Below are 20,386 nucleotides of genomic sequence, written 5' to 3' on the forward strand. Positions count from 1 at the left end.
GGCGACGATAGTCTAGGGGTAGCCCTACGCAAAAATAGCTCGATGCCAGGTTTATTTATTGGAGAAAACCCCTTAGCTCTCATCATTGCTAGGGGGTTTTTGTTTATGTTGTTTCTGACCTTGAGCTTTTTGTTTGTTAATACCAATTCTTTCGCTACTGCCCAGCCGTAAAATCCGCTTGAGTGGAATGCACCAACCAGAATAAATGTAGAGCCAAATGTGAGTGACAATAAGCCTGCCCAGGTTGGAAATCCCATCAGCATACAGCCACGAACAGCAGCAACTGACAAACTGAACAAAACAATCCCAGTATGTATGAATGAGCTGTTAAACCAAAGAGAACATCCCAAGCCGATATACACCAGCGCGATTGCAATGAGGCAAACTGGACTACAGCGAAAATGGCGATGACTCTGTAGAAACTTTCTCGATAATACCCAATACTAGAGATATCACGAGAACAATTACTTCAATAATATTTGCATTCGGATATTACCGAAATAATATTTGCATTCGGATATTACCGAGAGAAAATGTTATAAAATAATTTGTTATACAAAAGATAGACAAGTCAGGATTTAGCTTGTTCTCGGCAATATTTAGAGTGGAACCTTTGAAATGAAGCTTGTTAGTGCATATGTCACAAATTTTAGGTCTATTGAGGATAGTAATAAATTTGAAATCGGGGATCTGACTTGCCTAGTTGGGAAGAACGAAGCAGGTAAAACTGCTATCCTTCAGGCCTTTTACGGCATTAATCCGTTTGCATCTTTTATTTACGATAGAACTCGTGACTATCCCCGTCGTCACCTTAGTCGTTTTGATGATCGACATCCAGATGGGAAATCAAAGGTTATCGAAACTCGTTGGAGTCTATCACCTGTCGATATAAAACTCGTAAGTGACATTTATGGGACGGATGCACTGAAAAACAATGAAATTATTATTTCTAAATATATTGGAGACAATACTCAATACTGGACTGTCTCTTGTGACGAAAGAGTATGTATAGATCACTTAATTAGTGAATTAGATTTGGATGAAGCAGAAAAAAATGCCTTAAAGAATGCCAAAAATGGAAAAGAAGCCCTTTCGATATTGAATGGGCTTTCTCAGCATTCAGATAAGCTCGAAGAGTTACTCGAAACTTTAAGCGAATTAAAGGATGGTAGCTTTCATTCGGACATGATAGAAATTCTTGCTCCGAATATGCCAAAATTCTTTTATACATCGCATTTTGATCGAATGTCTGGAGAGATTTCAATTAATCAGATTGAGACTGATATTCAAGGAAATACGGTCAGTCCATCAGATCAAATATTTCTGGATTTTCTTGAGTACGCTGGCACTTCTATTGATGAGTTAAAGGGAGTGTCAAAGCACGAAGATTTGAAGGCGAAGTGTGAAGGAGCTTCAAACGAAATAACGGATGAGATATTTCAATTCTGGAGCCAGAACGACGCGCTAAAGGTGGTAATTGATATAGCCGAAGGCAAAGCTGGAGACAAGCCTCCATTCAACTCTGGAACTATTGTCAAAATTCGTATTGAAAACAGCAATCATCGCGTGACTGTACCACTTTCTGAGCGAAGTGCTGGCTTTGTATGGTTCTTTTCCTTTCTATCCCAGTTCAAACAACTTAAAAAGAGTACGGGTAATGCCATTATACTACTGGATGAACCAGGATTAACTCTACACGGAAAAGCTCAATCTGATTTGCTACGTTACATTGAGGAAAGGCTTCTTCCTGAGCATCAGGTAATTTTTACAACACATTCCCCGTTTATGGTACCTGCCGAGCGTATGGCAGATGTTCGGATTGTTGAAGATGTAATCAAATATGAAGGCAGAAAGCCGACCGTACTAGGTACCAAAGTTTCTTCCGACGCATTACTTGTTGATAAAGATACGCTATTCCCGCTACAGGCTGCACTTGGATACGAAATCACCCAGTCACTTTTTATCGGTAAAGATACGCTGCTTGTAGAAGGACCTTCAGACATTCTTTATCTTCAAGCATTCTCTACAGCTTTAAAGAATCGCAAACGTGAAGGCTTAGATTCACGCTGGACAATATGCCCTTCTGGTGGGATAGATAAAATATCACCATTCGCCTCTTTATTTGGTGGGAACAAGTTGAATATTGCAGTATTATGTGATCTTGCCTCTGGAGATAAAAGCAAGATAGAGAAACTAAGGAAAAGCCAAGTTCTGAAGGCAAGTCAACTATTTACAGCAGCAGATTTTACGCGTAAATCAGAGAGTGATATTGAAGACCTTCTACATCCAGAACTCTTTGTCAGACTACTAAACAGTGCCTATAGTCTTTCTGAGAAAAACATTCTTAGTGTTGCGAAGTTGGATGAGGCGTTAAATACAGAGCGCATTGTCAAAAAAGCTGAGGCTGTTTTTAGATCGATGACTCAGGATGTGCCAGAGTTTGATCATTTCTATCCCTCCGATTGGTTAATACGCAACCCAGCATTCTTGGTTGATAGCCCTGAACTTGATGAGACACTGAATTCTTTTGAAGAAGCGTTTCAAGTGATCAACAAAGTGTTGCAATAAGAAAGTCATATAAAAGCAAATTAAATTAACTAAGTTTGTCAGTTTTAAAAATGGATCGGCTAGCACAAAGATAAAATAAGATAGGCATAGCATTTCAGTAATACCTGTAGTTAAAAATTGTGCTTAATCACCAAGTATAACTAACTCTATATATGTAAAGCTACAAATTTAATGACATCTGCTAACCCTGTTTGAGTCTTTAAATTGGTGAAAATAAAAGGTTTATCACCGCGCATTTTTTGCGTGTCTCGTTTCATGACCTCTAAATCTGCTCCTACATAGGGTGCAAGGTCAATTTTATTAATCACTAATAAATCAGATTTAGTAATACCGGGGCCACCTTTGCGGGGAATTTTATCACCTGCTGCAACATCGATGACGTAAATTGTTAAATCTACTAATTCGGGACTAAAAGTAGCTGCTAAATTATCACCGCCACTTTCCAAAAATACTAAGTCTAAATCAATAAATTGGGTTTCTAATTGTTCAATAGCAGCCAAATTCATGGAAGCATCTTCGCGAATTGCTGTGTGGGGACAACCACCAGTTTCTACTCCCAAAATTCTATCGCTTGTCAAGGCTTGAGAACGTACCAAAAATTTAGCGTCCTCTTGGGTATAAATATCATTGGTAACAACAGCAATTTGATACTTTTCACGTAAGGCTTTACACAAAGCATCAACTAAAGCCGTCTTTCCCGAACCCACCGGGCCAGCTACCCCAACACGCAATGCACTCATTGTCCTCTATCTAACTCCTAAATAACCTTGTATACTGGGTTTCATGCTGCATACTTGCTAACGACAAACCCCAACTACAACAACTGAGTTCGTCATCCTTCAAAGCTAGTATTTCCGCTACAGCAGTGCTAATTAATGGTTGTAACTCTAGTAATAATTTTTGTCCCGCAGTTTGACCAAGGGGAATGAGTTTCACTCCAGCCGTAATCAAATTACTTGCCCAATTATGCAGATATGCTAGTAAAGCAGCTTTAATATCAATTTGCCAATGAGTAACTGCAATCCCAAAAGCGATCGCATAATTGCAAGGATTACCCACAGCATTCACTAAAGGTATAATATCTGGTTGTAGTTTACCAAGTAATTGGGTAAGCGATCGCCCCATCTGCCAACTAGATGCCCGTAATTCTTGGGTTTCCCTAGCAGCAGATAACCACATATTCCACCGACATAGACCTGAAATATCGCCTATAGTTGCCGATTTTACGGATCTTACCATCACCGCCGCATCTAACCGAACTGCCCCATAATGTAATTCAGCTTCTAGCCAATGTTTGAGGCTGACTTGATCGGAAATAATGCCCTTTTCCACCAACATTTCTAAGCCTTCAGAATAGCTATATGCTCCCACAGGTAAACTAGGACTAGCTAACTGCAATATGTATAAAAAATTGGGATCAGTGAGGGTGATGGTGTCCATAAGCGCCTAATTCTGGCTGAAATGGTAAGGTTTCCTCTGTAATTTCTAGTCCCAGTTGTTCTAGCATTGTGCGTAAAACTGAATCTGGTAATAAGCGTAAATAGCTAGAGGTAATTTCTACCGGTACATGGCGATTTCCCAAATGGTATGCTGCGCGCATTAATAAAAGCGGTGTTTGAGCAAACACCGTTAAAACTATTTCTGGTTTGGCAGTAATTCTAATTAAACTGCTATTGGTTTCGTCTTGTAAAATATCACCATCTCGCAGTAATGTTCCTCTTGGTAAGCGTAAAAATACAACTTTGCCATCTTCGGTTTCAAAGCGATGACGACTGCGGGTGCGTTCTTCTGCTGTGAGTGCGAGGGTAAAATTGACAGTAACATCAGGATTAGGCGGTTGACGTTGGGTTAAAGTCAGCATAAATCAAGTTTAAATGTCATATCAAGTACAGTGAATTAGTTGCTATTACCAAAATCATTTCACCCCACCCCCAGCCCCTCCCCCTTCGGGTTCACCAGTCGCCTACGGTGGGAAACCCGCCTACAGCAATGGTTCACCGCAAGCGAGGAGGGGAGATAACAGATTTACAAGCAAAATTTTTACACAGACACTAAGCGTCGTAATGATTCAGCCCGGCGCTTGGCAATAGTGTTATTGGGGGCAATTTTTAGGGCTTCTTCATACATTTGTAGCGCCTGAGTAGTTAATTTCTTCTTTTCGTAGGCGTGTCCCAGGTTGTTCAGTGCTGTTACGTAGTCTGGTTTACGTTTTAAAGCTTCTTTATACTGGCGAATTGCTAAGTCATATTGCTCTTGGCTAAAGTAAACATACCCTAGTCCGTTGTAAATAGGGGCGCTATCTTCTTCCTCTTCTTCTTCAGCAGCTTTGATGGCTTTTTGAAATAGCACTATCGCTTGGGAAAATACTTGTTTCTCTGAAAAAATACTGGCTAACTCGTAATATTCTTGTGCCGTACCTTTTTCTGTCTCCAATTTCTTGCGTAACCTTGCTAAGGCACTTTCACGCCTGCGAGTTTTGAAAATTTGGCGGAAAACATTCACAACTGCGAATGAAAGCAGACCTACAAAAATTGAAAGATAAATAATGACTAAATTTTTATCCATTGTCTGCAAACACAAATATTAAAAGCTACTTCTGTCTCTATTATCGGACACTTGGGAGATGCTGGAAATCAGGGAGATATTTCTTCACTTTATTATTGAGAATTTTTTAAGGTAAGCCCCAATATTGCACACGTTCTTTTAGCCAACCCTCTGCTGTATATTTAGCGATCGCTTCATTCACTTGTCGTCTCAACTGATCGTACTGCAAACCCTTGGGCATGACTACAGACAAAGGTTCAGTTGATAGCTTGGTGGGTAAAAGTCGGTATTGGGGATATTGTTGCACCCAACCAGTCAAAATACTGGCATCGGCAGCAAATGCTACTACTGTATTATTTTCTGTGAGCGATCGCCCTTCTTGATATGAATCAACTCCAACTAACTCTGCTTTTGGCACATAGTAACGCACTTGGGCAATTGTGCTGGAGTTCCTGATTACGGCAATTTTCTTGTTGGCTAAATCACTCATCTGGCGCACAGAGACATCTTTTGTGACAATGAAAGCACCATCAAAGTAGTAAGGAACACTGAAACTTACTAACCGGGCGCGAGACTCGGTTGCTGTGACTCTGGCGATCGCCAAATCCACTTTATTATTTAAGATTACAGACAAGCGATCGCGGTTAGCTACGGGTTTGAATCTGACAGCATCCGCTTTCCCTAACAAATCCAACGCCAGACGCTTCGCCAAGTCAATTTCTAAGCCTTGTAAATTACCGTCAATATCTCTAAATCCCAAGGGACGTAAGTTATCTTTAACGGCAATAGTTAAATAACCTCTTCGCTGAATTTCGGGCATTTCGGCGGCAGATGCCATAAATACCCACGAAAAGCAGACAATACAAAAGATAGTAGCGGATAATACCAGATGTAACGGATTAATTTTTAGCCCTTCTCTGCGAGACGCTACGCGAACGACTACGCTCAGGGCGAGCCATCTGTTACATCGGTACTTCATCCGTTACCATCCTTATCCTTTAGCTTGCAGCGCTAATTCCGCAACCTTGCCGAAACTAGCGGGATCAAGAACTGCCAATTGTGCCAACATTTTGCGATTTAGTTGGATATCAGCTTTTTTCAGATTGCCGATTAATTGACTGTAGCTCAAACCATGTTGCCTTGCAGCCGCATTGATCCGAGCAATCCACAGACGACGAAAATCGCGCTTTTTCTTTTTGCGATCGCGGTAGGAACTCCGTAGTGCCTTCATCACCTGTTGGTTAGCAGTTCTAAACAAAGTTGAGTGGGAACCGCGAAAACCTTTCGCTAATTTGAGAATTTTATTGCGGCGTTTACGAGCTACATTACCGCGCTTTACTCTGGTCATAGTCTATTTCCTGAAAAACTTACAAATAAGGAAGCATCAAACGCACGTTGTCTTCATCACGTTCATGTACAAGTGTGGACTTGGACAAGCTACGCTTTTTGTTAGAAGACTTGTGTTCTAAAAGGTGATTTTTGAAAGCTTTGCGACGCACAATCTTACCTGTACCAGTGGCACGGAAACGTTTTGCCGCAGCTTTACGAGTCTTGAGTTTAGGCATGGTCTGACTTTAATTCGACACAATCCATAATTATATACTATTTGCTCAAATGTTCATTGAAATTAAAGATTTAAGCCAGCGTAACTACACATTCAGGAAACTGACGTTTTAATGCCGGAAAAACCGGACAAGGCGCTTGTTCTTGTAAATTTTCTGGTTTACTCCAGGTAAAAGGCGCTTGCTGTGATGCAGACATCCACAATAGCCGCTTGGCTCGTGTCATCGCCACGTAGAGTAAACGATATTCCTCAGAGGTTTTTAAATGTTTTGCCTGTTCCCAGGCTTGAGAGACATGAGGTAGATCAGATTCGCCGTGGATTGCAGTCCGTATTTGGGCGCGCGCTACTTCTGATAAAGTAAAGTCGCCTAAGAACTGGCTTTTGGGAGGAACCCAAAATTTACCAGGAATTAAGTTTTCATGTAAAAAGGGCATAAATACATAGTCCCAATCCAACCCCTTAGCTTTGTGCATGGTGATAATTGTCAGTTGACCGCCACGGGTATAACGCGCGTCTGCGTCTAAACCATCTGTTTCCACTGCTTCAAACCGTTCCGAAGTGACGATTTCACTTAAAGCTAAGAGCATTGCTTCCATTGAATTGTTCTCAGTTATTTGCTGGTTTACCCGTTCGGCGAGTTTGTCAGCAGTTGCCAATTCGGCTTGCTCGTACCTTAAAGTTAAAGCCAGAAAGGCAATTAGCTGAGATAGAGGCAGTTCTAACCGAGCGCGGAGTAAACTACGACACAAGTGTGCGGCTTTTTTGACTGTATCTGACTGGAGTTCTGCTAAAGGACTAGGATACAAAAATTCTTCTGGTAGACTAGCAAGGGCGTTGAGGTCTTGGGTAGGAATTAATTGACGCTGTACCAGTATTTCTAAAGCAGCTTTGAGGAAGTCAGGAGAATGGGGGCGATCGCAAAATTGTAATAATCCCAACATTTCTTGGGGGATATGAGAACGGCGATCGCTTTCGCCTACATCATAAAGTGTAATTTTATGCTCCTTACACATAGGAGTTAACATCTCTGTTAGCCAGCGACCTTGACGATTTTCTCGCACCAAAATTGCTGCACTACTTTCTGTGGGGTCTTGAATAAACAACTCAACTATTCTTTGAAACAGCAATTCAACTGTGTGATAAATATCACGGGGTGTATAAAGTTCTAGTCCTCGTCCCACTGGTGCTGGGTTGGCATTTATTTGAGGATCACTGGTATTAACGGGGCGGATGTTTTGAGAACGAAATGGGGGTGGAGAGGATGGTTGATTTTTGAGTTGATAAAAGCTGTTTACCCATTCTAGGGCGAAGTTAGCGGCGGCGATGATAATTCGGGTACTGCGTCCAGCTTGATCCATTGTGGCTAATTTGCCAAGGCGATCGCAGACTCCGCAAAACTCCCGAAAATAAATCGGATCAGCTGGCGTAAAAGTCGAGTTAATCGCTTGATTAGGATCACCAACGCGCACCAATTGGAGTGCTGTTAGCGGTAGCGGGGCGTTTAGCCCGTGCTGAGTGGGTAGGGGCGGGTTAAAGCAGTCAATCTGTGGTTCGTCAATATCCTTAGTAAACCCGCCCATGCAGGAGTTTTGAGTGCTTGCCAAAATCTCTAACAGCTTTGTCTGCAAGGGGCTAGAATCTTGGGCTTCATCTTCAAATACGGCAAAAACTTGATTTTGCTCAATGTGACGGGCGCTGTCATTTTCGAGGACACGCAGGGCGGCTAAAATCATATCGTCGTAGTCGATAAAATCACGCGATCGCATTAAGTTTTGATATTGTTCATACAATCCCGCCGCTACCCGCAAAATTCCATATTCATCGGTAGTTTTTTGACTCCACTCCCGCAGTTTTTCAGGCAATATCCCCGAACTTTTAGCTTCATGAATCACTGTAGTTGCCAAATCTGGTAAAACTTCAGTTCGTAACACTGACTGACGGCGTAATCTTTCTGTCTCTTCACCGTCAAATTGATGCCCTTCTAGCAACCGAGAATAAGGTTCTGGATTGTGATTAATCCATTGTTCTACGGCTGTGCGAATAAAACGATGGCTTTGATTGGGTGTAATTAATGTGACATTTTCTAATTCTAAGCCTGAGAAATTAGGGTGACGACTGGCAATATTCAAGGCTAGACCATGTAGGGTATAGACAGCAAAGCCTGTTGGAGGTAAAGATAATTGTTTTAAATATCCGCGAATTTTTAATTTAATATTGGCAGCTGCCGAACGCGTAAATGTCACAACTACAATGTGACGACGGGAAGATGGGCGTGATTCAGCAGAGATTTGGTATTGACGGGCGATCGCGATCGCTACAGCTGCGGCCATCCCTGTGGATTTACCAGCCCCAGGAACGGCGGAAACAGCCAATGGACCAAATTGCCAATCAGCCATATTTTGTTGTCCTGGGCGTAGTTGATTGCGGATGTCTAAAATCTTCTCTTGTAACTTTAACTGGAGAGATTCTTGAGGCACAGTAGCCGTAAAATAAGTGTCTGACATAAAGTTTTAGATTTTAATTGAAATTATCAAACCGCAGATTCAGCATCTTTGAGTATGAATAAATAATGACTAATCGCAAACCATATCTACATTATCTAGGTTTAGCTGGAGCAATTGCACTTGGTGCTGTCTTGCGCTTTTGGCATTTAGGCTTAAAACCTCTGTGGATGGATGAGGTGATTACTGCTATTTTCAGTTTGGGGAAAAATTACCATGATTTGCCCTTAAATGTCTTATTTCCTCTGCAACGCGTCCAGGAAATTTTTACTTTCCAATCTGGGGTTAGTTGCGATCAAATTGCCGAAAATCTAGCTACTCAATCTACCCATCCGCCGTTGTTTTTTTGTGTCATGTACAAGTGGTTAGGGTGGATGACTCCTTTGGGTTCAGAGTGGGTGGCAAAATTGCGATCGCTATCAGCTTTATTTGGCGTGGGTGCGATCGCGGCAATTTATGCTGTCAACCGCATTGCTTTTTATCCAGCATCCGGAATTATTGCCGCATTAATTATGGCTATTTCTCCCTTTGCTGTTTACCTTTCTCAAGAAGCACGCCACTATACTATGCCCATGTTCCTGATAACTTTAGCCTTATTGGGAGTAATACAAATTCAGCAGGATATTGTTGAGAAGAAAGGTATCAGACTTTGGGTAGTAATTTTATGGGCAATTGTTAATAGTATTGGTCTTTATGTTCACTACTTTTTTATTTTGGCTTTCATTGCCGAAGTTATTACATTATTAATATTAATATATTTAAGTAAAAGCCAAATTCTAAAGAAACACCAAATTTACCTAAGCTTAATTTTATCCATTACTGGAGTTGTAATTAGTTTTATTCCCTGGTTGCGGGTGATGTTAAATCATGCTCAAAGTGCTGAAACCAATTGGTTGCCTGCTACCATGCACATTGCACCAATATATCAAACTTTAATTAGTTGGATATTAATGGTGATTGCTTTACCTGTGGAAAACCAACCTCTGCTAATTACAGTTATCTGTGGCTTTTTTATGGTAAGTTTTGCTATTTGGTTAGGGTGGCAGGTATGCAAAGGCTTAAAACTACTGTTGTTAGATAATACAACTTATTTAGCAACATTAACACTTTTAACTTTTACTATTGTTGTATTAATTCAATTCTTTGCCATAGCCTATTTATTAGGTAAAGATATCACTATAGTTCCCCGCTATAGCTTTGTTTATTATCCCAGTTTTTGCGCTTTATTAGCAGCTAGTATTAGCAAAAGTAATAAGTCAAAACTGATCATTTTGCTGGTTGGTATGCTCAGTTGTGTTTTTGTAGTTTCTAACTTAGTGTTTCAAAAGCCTTTCCAGCCTGAACAAGTTGCTCAAAACATGAATTTAGAACCTTCTGTTCCTCTGATGCTGGTGGTAGGATACAACAATTATCAGGATGTGGCTTTGGGATTAAGCTTTGCTTTGGCGTTAGAAAAAGTTAGAAGTAAAACAGACGCTGCTCTTCGAGTTAGTGTGAATAACTCCGATAGTGTTGCTTTTTTAGACAAATCTCTTCATTCCCCTGCTTTCTGGAACCAGCTGGATGAAATGCCAAAACTAGCAACATCTCAGATGAATTTGTGGATAGTTGGGCCAGGAATGAGAAAAATGGATTATCCCCAAGAGGTGGGGTTGTCTGGGGATAGTATTTGTACCATAGACACGACACAACACTATCGCATAGGCGTTCCCTATCAACTTTATCGATGTAAATCAAATAAAGATTAGCCTTGAGTTTTTTGACTCCCCACGTTATTGTACAGACGCGATTAATCGCGTCTTTGCACTATATTATTCGTCAATTTGCCAGGAATCTTTGCTCAGAACATCATCGAAAATTTTCTTAGGACGCACAATGACAATCAGTCGCCCCAATAGAGGAATTTCTGGCTCAGTTTCAAACCACTGAAAGTCTAATTTACCGTTGTGTTCCACAACAAAGTAGCTGGAGTCATCCCATTGTCGCCCGGCGCGATCTACAGCCACTAACACTGGTTTTGGCAGATTTTTTTCTTGGTTGGGGAGGCGATCGCTACTACAGAAAATCGCTACGGGGTCTTCTGCGCTCAATAATACTTGCCAACCTGGTAAAGGTACCCAAGCCTGTTCGCCAGCAAACTTGACTAAGCCAAATGGCTCAATGGTTTCTACCATAGGCACACTTTGCAAGTCTTGTGGTGTTAATGGGAACTCACCTACTACTGGTACAATGCGAGGTAGTTCTTCTTCCGACTCAAATCGATAAAAAGGCAGAATCGGGGCTGAACGCTGGGAAACTACGGTAAAATCAACCAGCAACTGTTCGATTTGCTTTCTAGCTGTGGGGGTGTGAGCAAAACGTAAACCTTTAGCAATGAAGCGCGATCGCTCTTGCAAATCTGTATATTGTCGTGCTAGTTTCCACGCTTGATAAGCAACTGCATCTCCTGGATGGGCAGTAAAACCTTCTGGTAAACGTGGGAAGCGGGAAAAATCTTTAATTGCTTTTGCTACTTCTCGCGCTTCCTCAAGATCGAGTTTGTGGATAAAGGTAAGTTCAGCCGCCGCAGCTCGTTCTTCGTGGGTCAGCAAGCGTAGTTCATATAAAACATCACTACCCCGTGTCGTATAGTGCGCTTGTGTGGCTTCGGAAGCGCCACCTTGTGCTAAAGAATTATAAACCTGGGAGCCAACAATTACCTGATTTTGTTGAATTTGCTCAAATCCAGTTTCCTCAAAAATCTTTTGCGGATCATAACCAGCTTTTTGCAAGGAGGCGATCGCTACTCCCCACTCTACCCAGTTACCTTGTTTTTGCCTCAGCTTTCGTAGTAATTCTTTTACTACATCGTCATTAATAGCATTTTCAGTATTTTGAGCATTGGAAGGTAGATTAGTCATAATTCTGACGCGGAAGCTTCAACTTGAGAGGGTGATTAATTTTTGTTCAGGAAATCTTATTGTAATCTTTAACAGTTGGAGACGTGATTAATCGCGGTTTCTACAATCTTCCCTTGGGTGGAAAGGATAGGAGGTGAGGTATTTTCCCGGTAGCTCAAAACAAAGTGAGTATAAAAAAGGGCGTATACTATCTAAAGTTCAGTATAAAACAGGCTTGGAACTTTTGACGGCTAATGAGTAACATTTATTTGTACTAACCTAACTTTATCTAATAATAAATTAGACTTACTCACAATAAGTTTGAACCATGCCGAATTACAGTCGCAAATTCACGCAAGGCTTAAACGCTATCTTCAATTAATTTCTGTAGGGAATATAACATAATGACTACTACTAATACTGATAGTAATTCTCTCATGGATCATCCCATTGTTGAAACTTCTACAAGTCGCCGTCAATTATCAACTTTGGAAAGAAACAAAAAACTCAAAATCCTTGTAGTTGATGATGAACCCGATAATCTTGATTTGCTTTATCGCACATTTCGGCGGGATTTTAACGTTCTCAAAGCTGATAGTGGTGTCAATGCCCTCAAAGTATTGGCAACAGAAGGGGAAGTAGCGGTCATTATCTCCGATCAGCGAATGCCAGAAATGAAAGGAACTGAGTTTCTCAGCAAGACTTTGCCTCAGTTTCCAGATACTGTCAGAATTATCCTCACGGGATTTACGGATATCGAAGATTTGGTGGAGGCGATTAACGCTGGGCAAGTCTATAAATATATTACCAAGCCTTGGGACCCAGGAGAACTGAAAGCAGTAGTACAAAGAGCCGCAGAAACTTACGGATTACTCAAGCAACGTACAGAAGAATTACGCCGTGCTAACGCCCAAATGGCATTGCTAACTGTTTTAGTCCAGGTAACTCAAGCAGCCCAAACTTTAGAGGAAACGTTAACACCAATTGCTACGGTGTTTAGTGAAAGTTTCACTGCGGATAGCTGTACTTTGCAACTAATTCAGGACAATCAGCTAGTAGCAACTCAAGGTTTTTATTCTCGTGGGGGTAGTCTAGAAAACTGGCTAGATCAAGATCCACTGACAAGTGAAGCGATCGCTACAGGGGAAATGCAAGTTTCGTTAGATGTACCCAAAGATGCCAAACTAGCTGATGTCAGGCACTACCAAGACACTGGGGTACAAGCACACTTAGTGATTCCGATTACGTACCGCAATCATCAGTTAGGGATTTTGTCACTCCAGTGGCTACAACCCTGCTCTTTGCGCGAAGATGAATTGAGCATTATTCGTTTATCAGCAGAACTAGTAGCGATCGCACTTACTAGTAGTGGCTACAAACTAGCCAAAATTTAGACAAGACTTATGTAACCCTAACGTATTTTCGTCATTGCGACCGTAGGGAAGCAATCTCAAAGCTTTGATTTTCGTAGCAAGTGCGTAAGTCCTATTAGAGTTGGACTTCCTACCCCTGGAGTATCAGTTTTGTAAGATTAGACACAACAGTAATCAGTTCCGATGGTTCAATTGGCTTGGCAATATGTATTTGGTAACCTGACAACAAGGCGCGTTGACGGTCTTCTGGTCTGGCGTATGCGGTCAGCGCTGCTGCTGGGATATTTTTACTCGTTTCTGAGCCAAGCCTCCTGACCTTCTGTATAAACTGATAACCATCTTCCTCTGGCATTCCAATATCACTGATCAGGATATCTATCTGATCATGCTCAAGTACTTCTAGTGCTTGCTGTGAAGATGCAGCCGTAATTACTTCCGCATGGCATTCCTCAAGTACAACCTTGATTAACTCACGGGTATCTGGCTCATCATCCACAACCAGAATTTTGACATTCTCAAATGTTGAATCAACCACTGCGTTCATAAATATATCCGCGTCACAGTCTTCTGGCTTCAGCACCATCAATGGCAGCTCGATAATAAACGTAGCTCCCTGACCATTGCTCGGACTTTTCAATCTTACAGAGCCGCCGTGAAGTTCAGTCAGGTGTTTTACAATAGCCAGTCCTAACCCTAAACCTCCGTGATTTCGGGTTGTGGAGGAATCAGCTTGTCTAAACCTGTCAAATATATAGGGTACAAACTCTGGCGGAATCCCTGGGCCGGTATCACTTACACTAATTTCCACGTGGGATTCTACACGCTGCAAAACTACTTCAACTCTGCCACCCTTCGGGGTAAATTTAATCGCATTAGACAACAGATTCCAAATTATCTGCTGTAAGCGTGCCGAATCACCTGACACATTACTAGCAAAAGGATCAAGAACCGCATCAAGGCTAATTTTCTTAGCTTGTGCCGACAAATAAACAGTCTCAAGAGCAGATTCAATCACCGATATCAGATCAACACACTGTCTATTCAGATTGAGTTTGCCAGAAATCATCCGGCTCATGTCTAAAAGATCATCAATGAGTTGCACCTGAGAGCGGACATTACGCTCAATCACCTTGAGTCCATGTTCTATCTTGTCCTGATCCATCTTGCCTGGACGCAGCAGATGCGACCAACCGAGAATGGCATTGAGTGGTGTTCGCAACTCGTGAGAGAGTGTCAGCAGAAATTCATCTTTAAGATGACTAGCGCGTTCGGCTTCTCTACGCGCCAAGCTTTCACTTTCCAAAACGTGAGAACGCTCTTCCTCAATCTGTTTCCGCTCAGTCATATCGCGGGCTACTTTTGTAAAGCCACGCAGCGCCCCTGTCTTTTCGTATATCGGTGCCAGTACACCATCGGCAAAAAATCTGCTGCCATCTTTACGTAAATGCCAGCGCACATCTTCAGCTCGCCCAGTTTCGGCTGCTTTGCTCATCTCTTTTACCGCAGCGCCAATTGCTCTATCTTCGGGTGTGTAAATAATGCCGAAACTTTGCCCCAAAATCTCATTTTCTGTATAGCCAAATAATCTCTCGGCTCCAGTATTCCAAGTACTAATATATCCATCTGTGTTGAGGGAGAAAATGGCATATTCCTGGACACTCTCCACCATCATCCGTAGACGTTCCTCTGCATCCCGTTGCGTCTCTTCCATGTGCTTGCGCGAAGTCACATCGCGCCCAATCCCATATATTCTAGCTTCTGCCAAAGCCGGATAAATCGTCCAATCTAACCACCGATATGAACCGTCTTGACATTGGAAACGGTTCTCTAACGAGTTTATGGGGATGCCTTTTTTACATTCCTCTACGGCGTTCAGGGTTAATAATCGATCATCGGGGTGCATGAACTCTATAAAGGGTTTTGATAGAATTTCTGCGGCGGAACGCCCAACTAATTTTTCAAAGGCGGGATTAATTAGTTGGAAATAGTTATCGAACCCTAAAATATACAGTGCATCAAGAGAAAGATGGAAAAATTGTGCCTCAGGTATCATACGAAAATGAAGACGGACTTACTGATTTATATAGTCCTGAATATGTGAGGATAAATAATCACCTGTTACGGCGATAGTACCAATTGTGATAGTAGCCGCCATTGTGGCGTTTCCACATATCCCAATAGAATGATATAAAAGCTACATTCAGATGAATTTGGATATATTTTTAGTCGGAAGTTTTAACCAATGAATCCCGAAATTCGCGATATTTTTGACCGTATTGCTCCAGTTTATGACGAGTTAAACAATTGGTTGAGTTTAGGACAACATCGTGTATGGAAGGAAATGACAGTCAAATGGAGTGCAGCTCAACCAGGAGATACTTGCCTCGATTTATGTTGTGGAAGTGGTGATTTAGCCTTTCGTTTGGCTAAATGTGTGGGAACTACTGGAAAGGTGTATGGTGTGGATTTCTCGCCAAACCTCTTAGCAGCTGCGAAAGAACGCTCCCAAAGTCAATACCCCCAACCTACTATTTCTTGGATAGAAGCTGATGCCCTAAATTTACCCTTCGATGATCACCAATTCGATGCCGCAACAATGGGCTATGGTTTAAGAAATGTTACAGATATTCCCCGCAGTCTGCAAGAATTACACCGCGTTCTCAAGCCTGGTGCTAAAGCGGCCATTTTAGACTTTCATCGTCCCCAAAATCAGCAGCTTCGGGCTTTTCAGCAATGGTATTTAAGTCATATAGTTGTCCCAATTGCCCAACAGATGGGTTTAAAAGAAGAATATGCTTATATCAGTCCCAGCTTAGATCGTTTCCCCACTGGACAAGAGCAAATAGAGTTAGCTCGTCAAGTTGGTTTTACATTGGTTACACACTACCCCATCGCTAACGATATGATGGGAGTGCTGGTAGTCGGTAAATGAGTTATGAGTTAGAAGTTTTGAATTCAACTCATCACTGATTGCCCCTCAATTCTAATTTTCTTAATTTTTATTTTGGATTGGTCTCACCTCTGGTTTTATTTATTACCCCCGGTGCTGGGTGGCATTATTGGCTATTTCACCAACGATATAGCCATCAAAATGTTGTTTCGTCCCTACCGAGCAATTTATATAGCTGGGCGAAAAGTACCATTTACTCCTGGATTGATTCCCCGCAACCAGGAACGTCTGGCTAAGAACATTTCTAATACAATTATGGGGTCGTTGCTGACTCCTGGCGAATTGCAAAATCTGGCGCGACGTTTGTTACAGACAGAACGCGTACAGTCGGCAATTTTGTGGTTATTGCAATTAGCAATTGAACAAATTAGGGTTGAAAAAAACGAAAAAAGCGCCAAAATTGTGGCGGGAATTTTGCGTGATTTACTAGGAGAATCGTTACCTCGTTTGCTGAAAGTTTTGGCCAGGCGAGAAGATTTTTTAGAGGCGCAAATCAATCAAATTTTTGACCAGGTATTGCTGGAATTGCAACTGAGTGAAGAACAATCTAAAAGGCTAGCTGATTGGTTATTACAGGTAGTTTTACCTCCAGATGTGTTGCGGCAAGCAATTATTGATTTTTTGACTGATCGCACGATTCAAACAATTGATGAAAGTTTTCGAGAAAAGACTAGTGGTACTTATTGGGTAGTCGCAAATTTATTTGGTTTACGGAATACTCTGACCAGGTTAAGAACTTTTTGCTTAGATGAAAAGGATGCAACTAATGCTCGTTTAGAGGAATTAATTCAAGTTTTGCAGATTAGCGATCGCTTGAAAAGAGTCCTGGTAGATTTATCATTACAAAACTTGCCTATTGGCACAGTACGCCAATTGCGAAAGACTACGCGGGAAAGTGTACGTCATTATATCCAGTCCAGTGGTGGCGATTTACTCCAGGGATTAACTGATTCTGTTAACTGGGAAAATATCGCCACATTACTACTTAATCGTCTGAGCGCTTCACCTGTTCTGAGTTCTTCCTTAGAAGTTGTCAGTCAAGAGTTAGCTAAAATTTTAGAGAGATATTTAGAAAAAGATTTAGAAAAAATTGTCGCCCAGGTAATTCCTATATTATCGATAGATCAAGTGATTGTTGACCGGGTGAAATCAACTTCCCCGGCTGATTTAGAAGCTGCAATTGAAGGAATCGTCAAGAATGAATTGCAGGCAATTGTCACTTTAGGTGGTGTTTTAGGTTTTATTATTGGGTTATTGCAAGTAGGATTTTTAATGTTTACCCAAGCTTAGGTTATCTGATTATTCTACCAGCGATCGCCTATAGCGGTTCTCGGCTGAGTGAGATACAAGAACCCCACCCCCAATCCCCTCCGGTGCAAGCAAGAAGGTAACTATGATGTACTTCATTCAAGTGCGTATCGCTATAGTACAGCACAACGTAAATAAAGAACCCATTCCAAATCAATGAAACGCTGATAGTATCGGAACTACGAACTACGAATTACGAATTACGTTAGCGAAGCTCCTCTGAAAGAGGCATTACGAACTACAGATTAACTTAAAATCTCTGCTAAATCCAGCACAAACCCAGGTAGCACATCCTCTCCAGACAAGCTAGTAGGCGATTTTAGAACCTCAACATCCCTTCCAGTGCGGTAAACTTCGACTCGTTGGTTCTGGGGGTCAATTAACCAACCCAAGCGCACGCCGTTTTCAATATACTCCTGCATTTTTTGTTGCAACGTTTGTAAGCTATCTGAAGCAGAGCGTAATTCCACGGCAAAATCAGGAGCTATTGGTAAAAATTTTGCAGGATCTGGATTTAGGGCTTCTAATCGTGCCAAAGTTACCCAGGATGCATCAGGAGAACGGTTTGCAGCATTGGAAAGCTTGTAACCTGTTGAGGAGTCAAAAGCTAGCCCTGTACCATCAGCATCCGCCCAATTACCTAAACGCTGAGTCAGTCTACTATTACGATTTCCGCTTTTCCATCCCGTGGGGGGCATAATAATTAGTTCTCCCTCTGCTGTGCGCTCAAGTCGCAAATCTCGATTATTCTGACAGAGTTGGAAGAACTGCTCATCTGTTAAATCAATAGCGGGGCTGAGGTTAAGAATTAGGGCATTCATAATTGCCTATTAATCTTGATAATTGTAGCCTAGCATTTACCAATTACGGTAGAGCTTTTCGGCATAAAACATAATCTCTTCATTTGGTAATCTAATTTTGGGTTTTTGTCTTGGGTACAGACTTTCAATAGCACTGGTATCTTGTTCAACAACTGTGGACACTGCTCTTAATAATGAGTTTTTTAGCAGTAACTTTGACCAGGGATTTATCCCCTGAGCATATACCAACACAAATGTTTTGGTGATTGTTTCTGTTTCCGGGTAAAGAATATGTACTTGAGCCATATTACTAATGGGTGTTTTAGCGAAGAAAACCGTAGTCGAAGGAAAAGCATATTCAAGTGTATTATTCAGCGTCTTGGGTAAGATGGACAGAACTGGGTTTTTAATAATTTCTCCAAGGGTATTGTTAGCTCTATTAATTTGTTGTTTTACTTTAGCGTAGTAACCATTTTTCTCGAAAGAAATAACATTGCAGTCTGTAATTCTAAATAATTCTTTATGAGTACCATTTTGATGATTATAGTCATAGTTAACCATCAAGCTACTCAAAAAGTTCCCCTGAATATTTGTTTCTCCAGCCACTCCCATAAATTCGTATGTATCGGCAATTTTTTGATGCAAGTCGGGAATAGGTAATTTTGGCTCAAATCCGCCATAAGTCCAGATACCGTCATTGCTAAGAATTAGTTCTAACGGCTTGGTAATTGGCTGAGGATCTTTTTTGCTTCCTTGATATAGTCTGCCTTTATCATCAAATTCTAAAGCATGAAACGGACAAGTGATAGTATTTCTTTTTTCACAAATCCAGCCATCTGATAAAGGTGCTTGCATATGTGGGCAAATATTTTCTAGGGCATATACTTCACCTTTTCGGTTTTGCCAAAGAACATAATCATTGCTATTTAAAGTAATTTTATGCGGTTGATTTATTCCCAACATTGATTTATGGGCAATCAACCAAGGTGCGCCCGGTAAAATTGGTTTCATTAAACCTCACAAATCATTACCAATATTTTGCAATTGACTAACTAATTTTTTAGTTAGTAATTAATTTAATACATTTCCTGACTTCTGTCAATTATTAACCAAATTTTTAGTTAAGATATCAGTCGTGAGTATGATGGTAAGCACGTGAGTCGTTCAACGCAATCAAAACTTTCGTCTAAAAAACCGCGTCAGGTACGTGATGCAGAGGCGACAAAAAAGCAGATTCTTGATGCAGCAGAAGCAGAGTTCGCCAGAAATGGGCTGAGTGGGGCGCGTACAGAGGCGATCGCAAAAGGTGCAGGAGTCACCACAGCGATGATTTACTACTACTTCCAGAACAAGGAAGGGTTATATAAGGAGGTTTTGCAACGTCCGATGGTGGAAATCTCTGAAGGAGTTCAACAGCTAAATTTGGCTCAGTTTCCAGCAGATACAGCCTTGGAAATGTTAATTAAACAGGTGATTGCTTATGAAGCGGTACATCCACAACGAGGGATGCTGTGGTTTCAAGAAGCGAACCAAAATCAAGGCAAATATTTTAAATTGGGGAATTGGCAAGAAAATTTCGGGTACGTAATCAAAATTTTAGAACGGGGAATGGCTGAGGGTTGTTTCCGTCAGCTTGATACTTTTCTTGTCACTCTCCAAATTGCGGGAATTTGTAATTTTTATTTCAACGCCCACGAAAACCTCAAACACATTAGACCAGATTTGCAACTACTGACTCCAGAAATGATTGCGCGGTACTCTGAAGAAGCGGTTAATTTGATTTTGGCTGGTGTGCGAAAGGGTGGGGAGTAGAAGAAGCAGGGAGCAGGGGAGCAAGGGGGAGTTAAAAATTACTTTAAACTTCCGGTTACTTAACAACCGTTCCTCTTCTCCCCCAGT

General features: G+C 41.4%; 18 protein-coding genes and 1 pseudogene. 6 read left to right on the top strand and 13 right to left on the bottom strand.

All coding sequences use genetic code 11. The features are described 5' to 3' along the window. Positions 1-290, bottom strand: a pseudogene (locus ACM0OW_RS14525) (hypothetical protein); the annotation flags it as partial. A 328-nt stretch (positions 291-618) separates the two neighbouring features. Here ACM0OW_RS14525 and ACM0OW_RS14530 point away from each other — a divergent pair. Further along, complete coding sequence (locus ACM0OW_RS14530; protein ID WP_414550810.1) at positions 619-2,568, top strand: AAA family ATPase; 1,950 nt, start codon at positions 619-621, stop codon at positions 2,566-2,568. Between the two features lie 146 nt (positions 2,569-2,714). Here the strand turns inward: ACM0OW_RS14530 and ureG are convergent, their stop codons facing one another. The 8 genes from ureG to ACM0OW_RS14570 all read right to left on the bottom strand — a co-directional run bounded on the left by ureG (position 2,715) and on the right by ACM0OW_RS14570 (position 9,180). Next, complete coding sequence (gene ureG / locus ACM0OW_RS14535) at positions 2,715-3,308, bottom strand: urease accessory protein UreG (RefSeq protein ID WP_414550811.1); 594 nt, start codon at positions 3,306-3,308, stop codon at positions 2,715-2,717. Positions 3,309-3,318: 10 nt separating this feature from the next. Continuing rightward, positions 3,319-4,008, bottom strand: a complete 690-nt coding sequence (locus tag ACM0OW_RS14540; RefSeq protein ID WP_414550812.1) for an urease accessory protein UreF — start codon at positions 4,006-4,008, stop codon at positions 3,319-3,321. After that, positions 3,986-4,429, bottom strand: a complete 444-nt coding sequence (gene ureE, locus ACM0OW_RS14545; protein WP_414550813.1) for an urease accessory protein UreE — start codon at positions 4,427-4,429, stop codon at positions 3,986-3,988. The genes ACM0OW_RS14540 and ureE overlap by 23 nt, the downstream gene beginning before the upstream one ends. A 179-nt stretch (positions 4,430-4,608) precedes the next feature. Next, the gene (locus ACM0OW_RS14550; RefSeq protein ID WP_414550814.1) at positions 4,609-5,133 is read right to left on the bottom strand and encodes a tetratricopeptide repeat protein; all 525 of its coding nucleotides are present in this window, start codon (positions 5,131-5,133) and stop codon (positions 4,609-4,611) included. Positions 5,134-5,239: 106 nt separating this feature from the next. Further along, entirely contained in the window at positions 5,240-6,091 is an 852-nt protein-coding gene (locus ACM0OW_RS14555) for a transporter substrate-binding domain-containing protein (RefSeq protein ID WP_414550815.1), read from the bottom strand. A 12-nt stretch (positions 6,092-6,103) separates the two neighbouring features. Then, positions 6,104-6,460 (bottom strand): 50S ribosomal protein L20, encoded by a 357-nt coding sequence (gene rplT, locus ACM0OW_RS14560; RefSeq protein ID WP_006197431.1) that lies wholly within the window; start codon positions 6,458-6,460, stop codon positions 6,104-6,106. A gap of 19 nt (positions 6,461-6,479) precedes the next feature. After that, a complete protein-coding gene (gene rpmI, locus ACM0OW_RS14565; RefSeq protein ID WP_006197432.1) occupies positions 6,480-6,677 on the bottom strand; it encodes a 50S ribosomal protein L35 in 198 nt (65 codons plus the stop codon). Between the two features lie 70 nt (positions 6,678-6,747). Continuing rightward, positions 6,748-9,180 carry an ATP-dependent helicase gene (locus ACM0OW_RS14570; RefSeq protein ID WP_414550816.1) on the bottom strand — a complete coding sequence of 811 codons (2,433 nt, stop codon included), beginning with the start codon at positions 9,178-9,180 and terminating at the stop codon, positions 6,748-6,750. A gap of 65 nt (positions 9,181-9,245) precedes the next feature. Here ACM0OW_RS14570 and ACM0OW_RS14575 point away from each other — a divergent pair, with 65 nt between their 5' ends. Beyond that, positions 9,246-10,925: a hypothetical protein gene (locus ACM0OW_RS14575; RefSeq protein WP_414550817.1), complete on the top strand. Its 1,680-nt coding sequence runs from the start codon at positions 9,246-9,248 to the stop codon at positions 10,923-10,925. A 63-nt stretch (positions 10,926-10,988) separates the two neighbouring features. Here ACM0OW_RS14575 and ACM0OW_RS14580 read toward each other — a convergent pair whose 3' ends face one another. Next, on the bottom strand, positions 10,989-12,077 hold the full coding sequence (locus ACM0OW_RS14580) for a RuBisCO accumulation factor 1 (RefSeq protein ID WP_414550818.1): 1,089 nt from the start codon (positions 12,075-12,077) through the stop codon (positions 10,989-10,991). A gap of 416 nt (positions 12,078-12,493) precedes the next feature. Between ACM0OW_RS14580 and ACM0OW_RS14585 the strand changes: the two genes are divergently transcribed. Beyond that, entirely contained in the window at positions 12,494-13,450 is a 957-nt protein-coding gene (locus tag ACM0OW_RS14585; RefSeq protein ID WP_414550926.1) for a response regulator, read from the top strand. A gap of 109 nt (positions 13,451-13,559) precedes the next feature. Here the strand turns inward: ACM0OW_RS14585 and ACM0OW_RS14590 are convergent, their stop codons facing one another. Beyond that, positions 13,560-15,482 (bottom strand): PAS domain S-box protein, encoded by a 1,923-nt coding sequence (locus ACM0OW_RS14590; RefSeq protein ID WP_414550819.1) that lies wholly within the window; start codon positions 15,480-15,482, stop codon positions 13,560-13,562. Between the two features lie 189 nt (positions 15,483-15,671). On the opposite strand from ACM0OW_RS14590, the gene ubiE reads away from it, so the two are divergent. Together ubiE and ACM0OW_RS14600 are read left to right on the top strand one after the other, a co-directional pair. Continuing rightward, positions 15,672-16,361 (top strand): bifunctional demethylmenaquinone methyltransferase/2-methoxy-6-polyprenyl-1,4-benzoquinol methylase UbiE, encoded by a 690-nt coding sequence (gene ubiE / locus ACM0OW_RS14595; RefSeq protein WP_414550820.1) that lies wholly within the window; start codon positions 15,672-15,674, stop codon positions 16,359-16,361. 72 nt (positions 16,362-16,433) lie between these two features. Next, on the top strand, positions 16,434-17,669 hold the full coding sequence (locus ACM0OW_RS14600; RefSeq protein ID WP_414550821.1) for a DUF445 domain-containing protein: 1,236 nt from the start codon (positions 16,434-16,436) through the stop codon (positions 17,667-17,669). 263 nt (positions 17,670-17,932) lie between these two features. Here the strand turns inward: ACM0OW_RS14600 and ACM0OW_RS14605 are convergent, their stop codons facing one another. Together ACM0OW_RS14605 and ACM0OW_RS14610 are read right to left on the bottom strand one after the other, a co-directional pair. Then, a complete protein-coding gene (locus tag ACM0OW_RS14605) occupies positions 17,933-18,508 on the bottom strand; it encodes a Uma2 family endonuclease (protein ID WP_414550822.1) in 576 nt (191 codons plus the stop codon). Positions 18,509-18,544: 36 nt separating this feature from the next. Then, complete coding sequence (locus ACM0OW_RS14610) at positions 18,545-19,498, bottom strand: Rieske 2Fe-2S domain-containing protein (RefSeq protein ID WP_414550823.1); 954 nt, start codon at positions 19,496-19,498, stop codon at positions 18,545-18,547. A gap of 144 nt (positions 19,499-19,642) precedes the next feature. On the opposite strand from ACM0OW_RS14610, the gene ACM0OW_RS14615 reads away from it, so the two are divergent. Next, positions 19,643-20,299, top strand: coding sequence for a TetR family transcriptional regulator (locus tag ACM0OW_RS14615; RefSeq protein WP_414550824.1), 657 nt, complete (start codon positions 19,643-19,645; stop codon positions 20,297-20,299). Positions 20,300-20,386: the final 87 nt, after the last annotated feature.

Origin of the sequence: Anabaena sp. CCY 0017 (genome assembly GCF_963920885.1) — a bacterium.
GTDB lineage: Bacteria > Cyanobacteriota > Cyanobacteriia > Cyanobacteriales > Nostocaceae > Nodularia.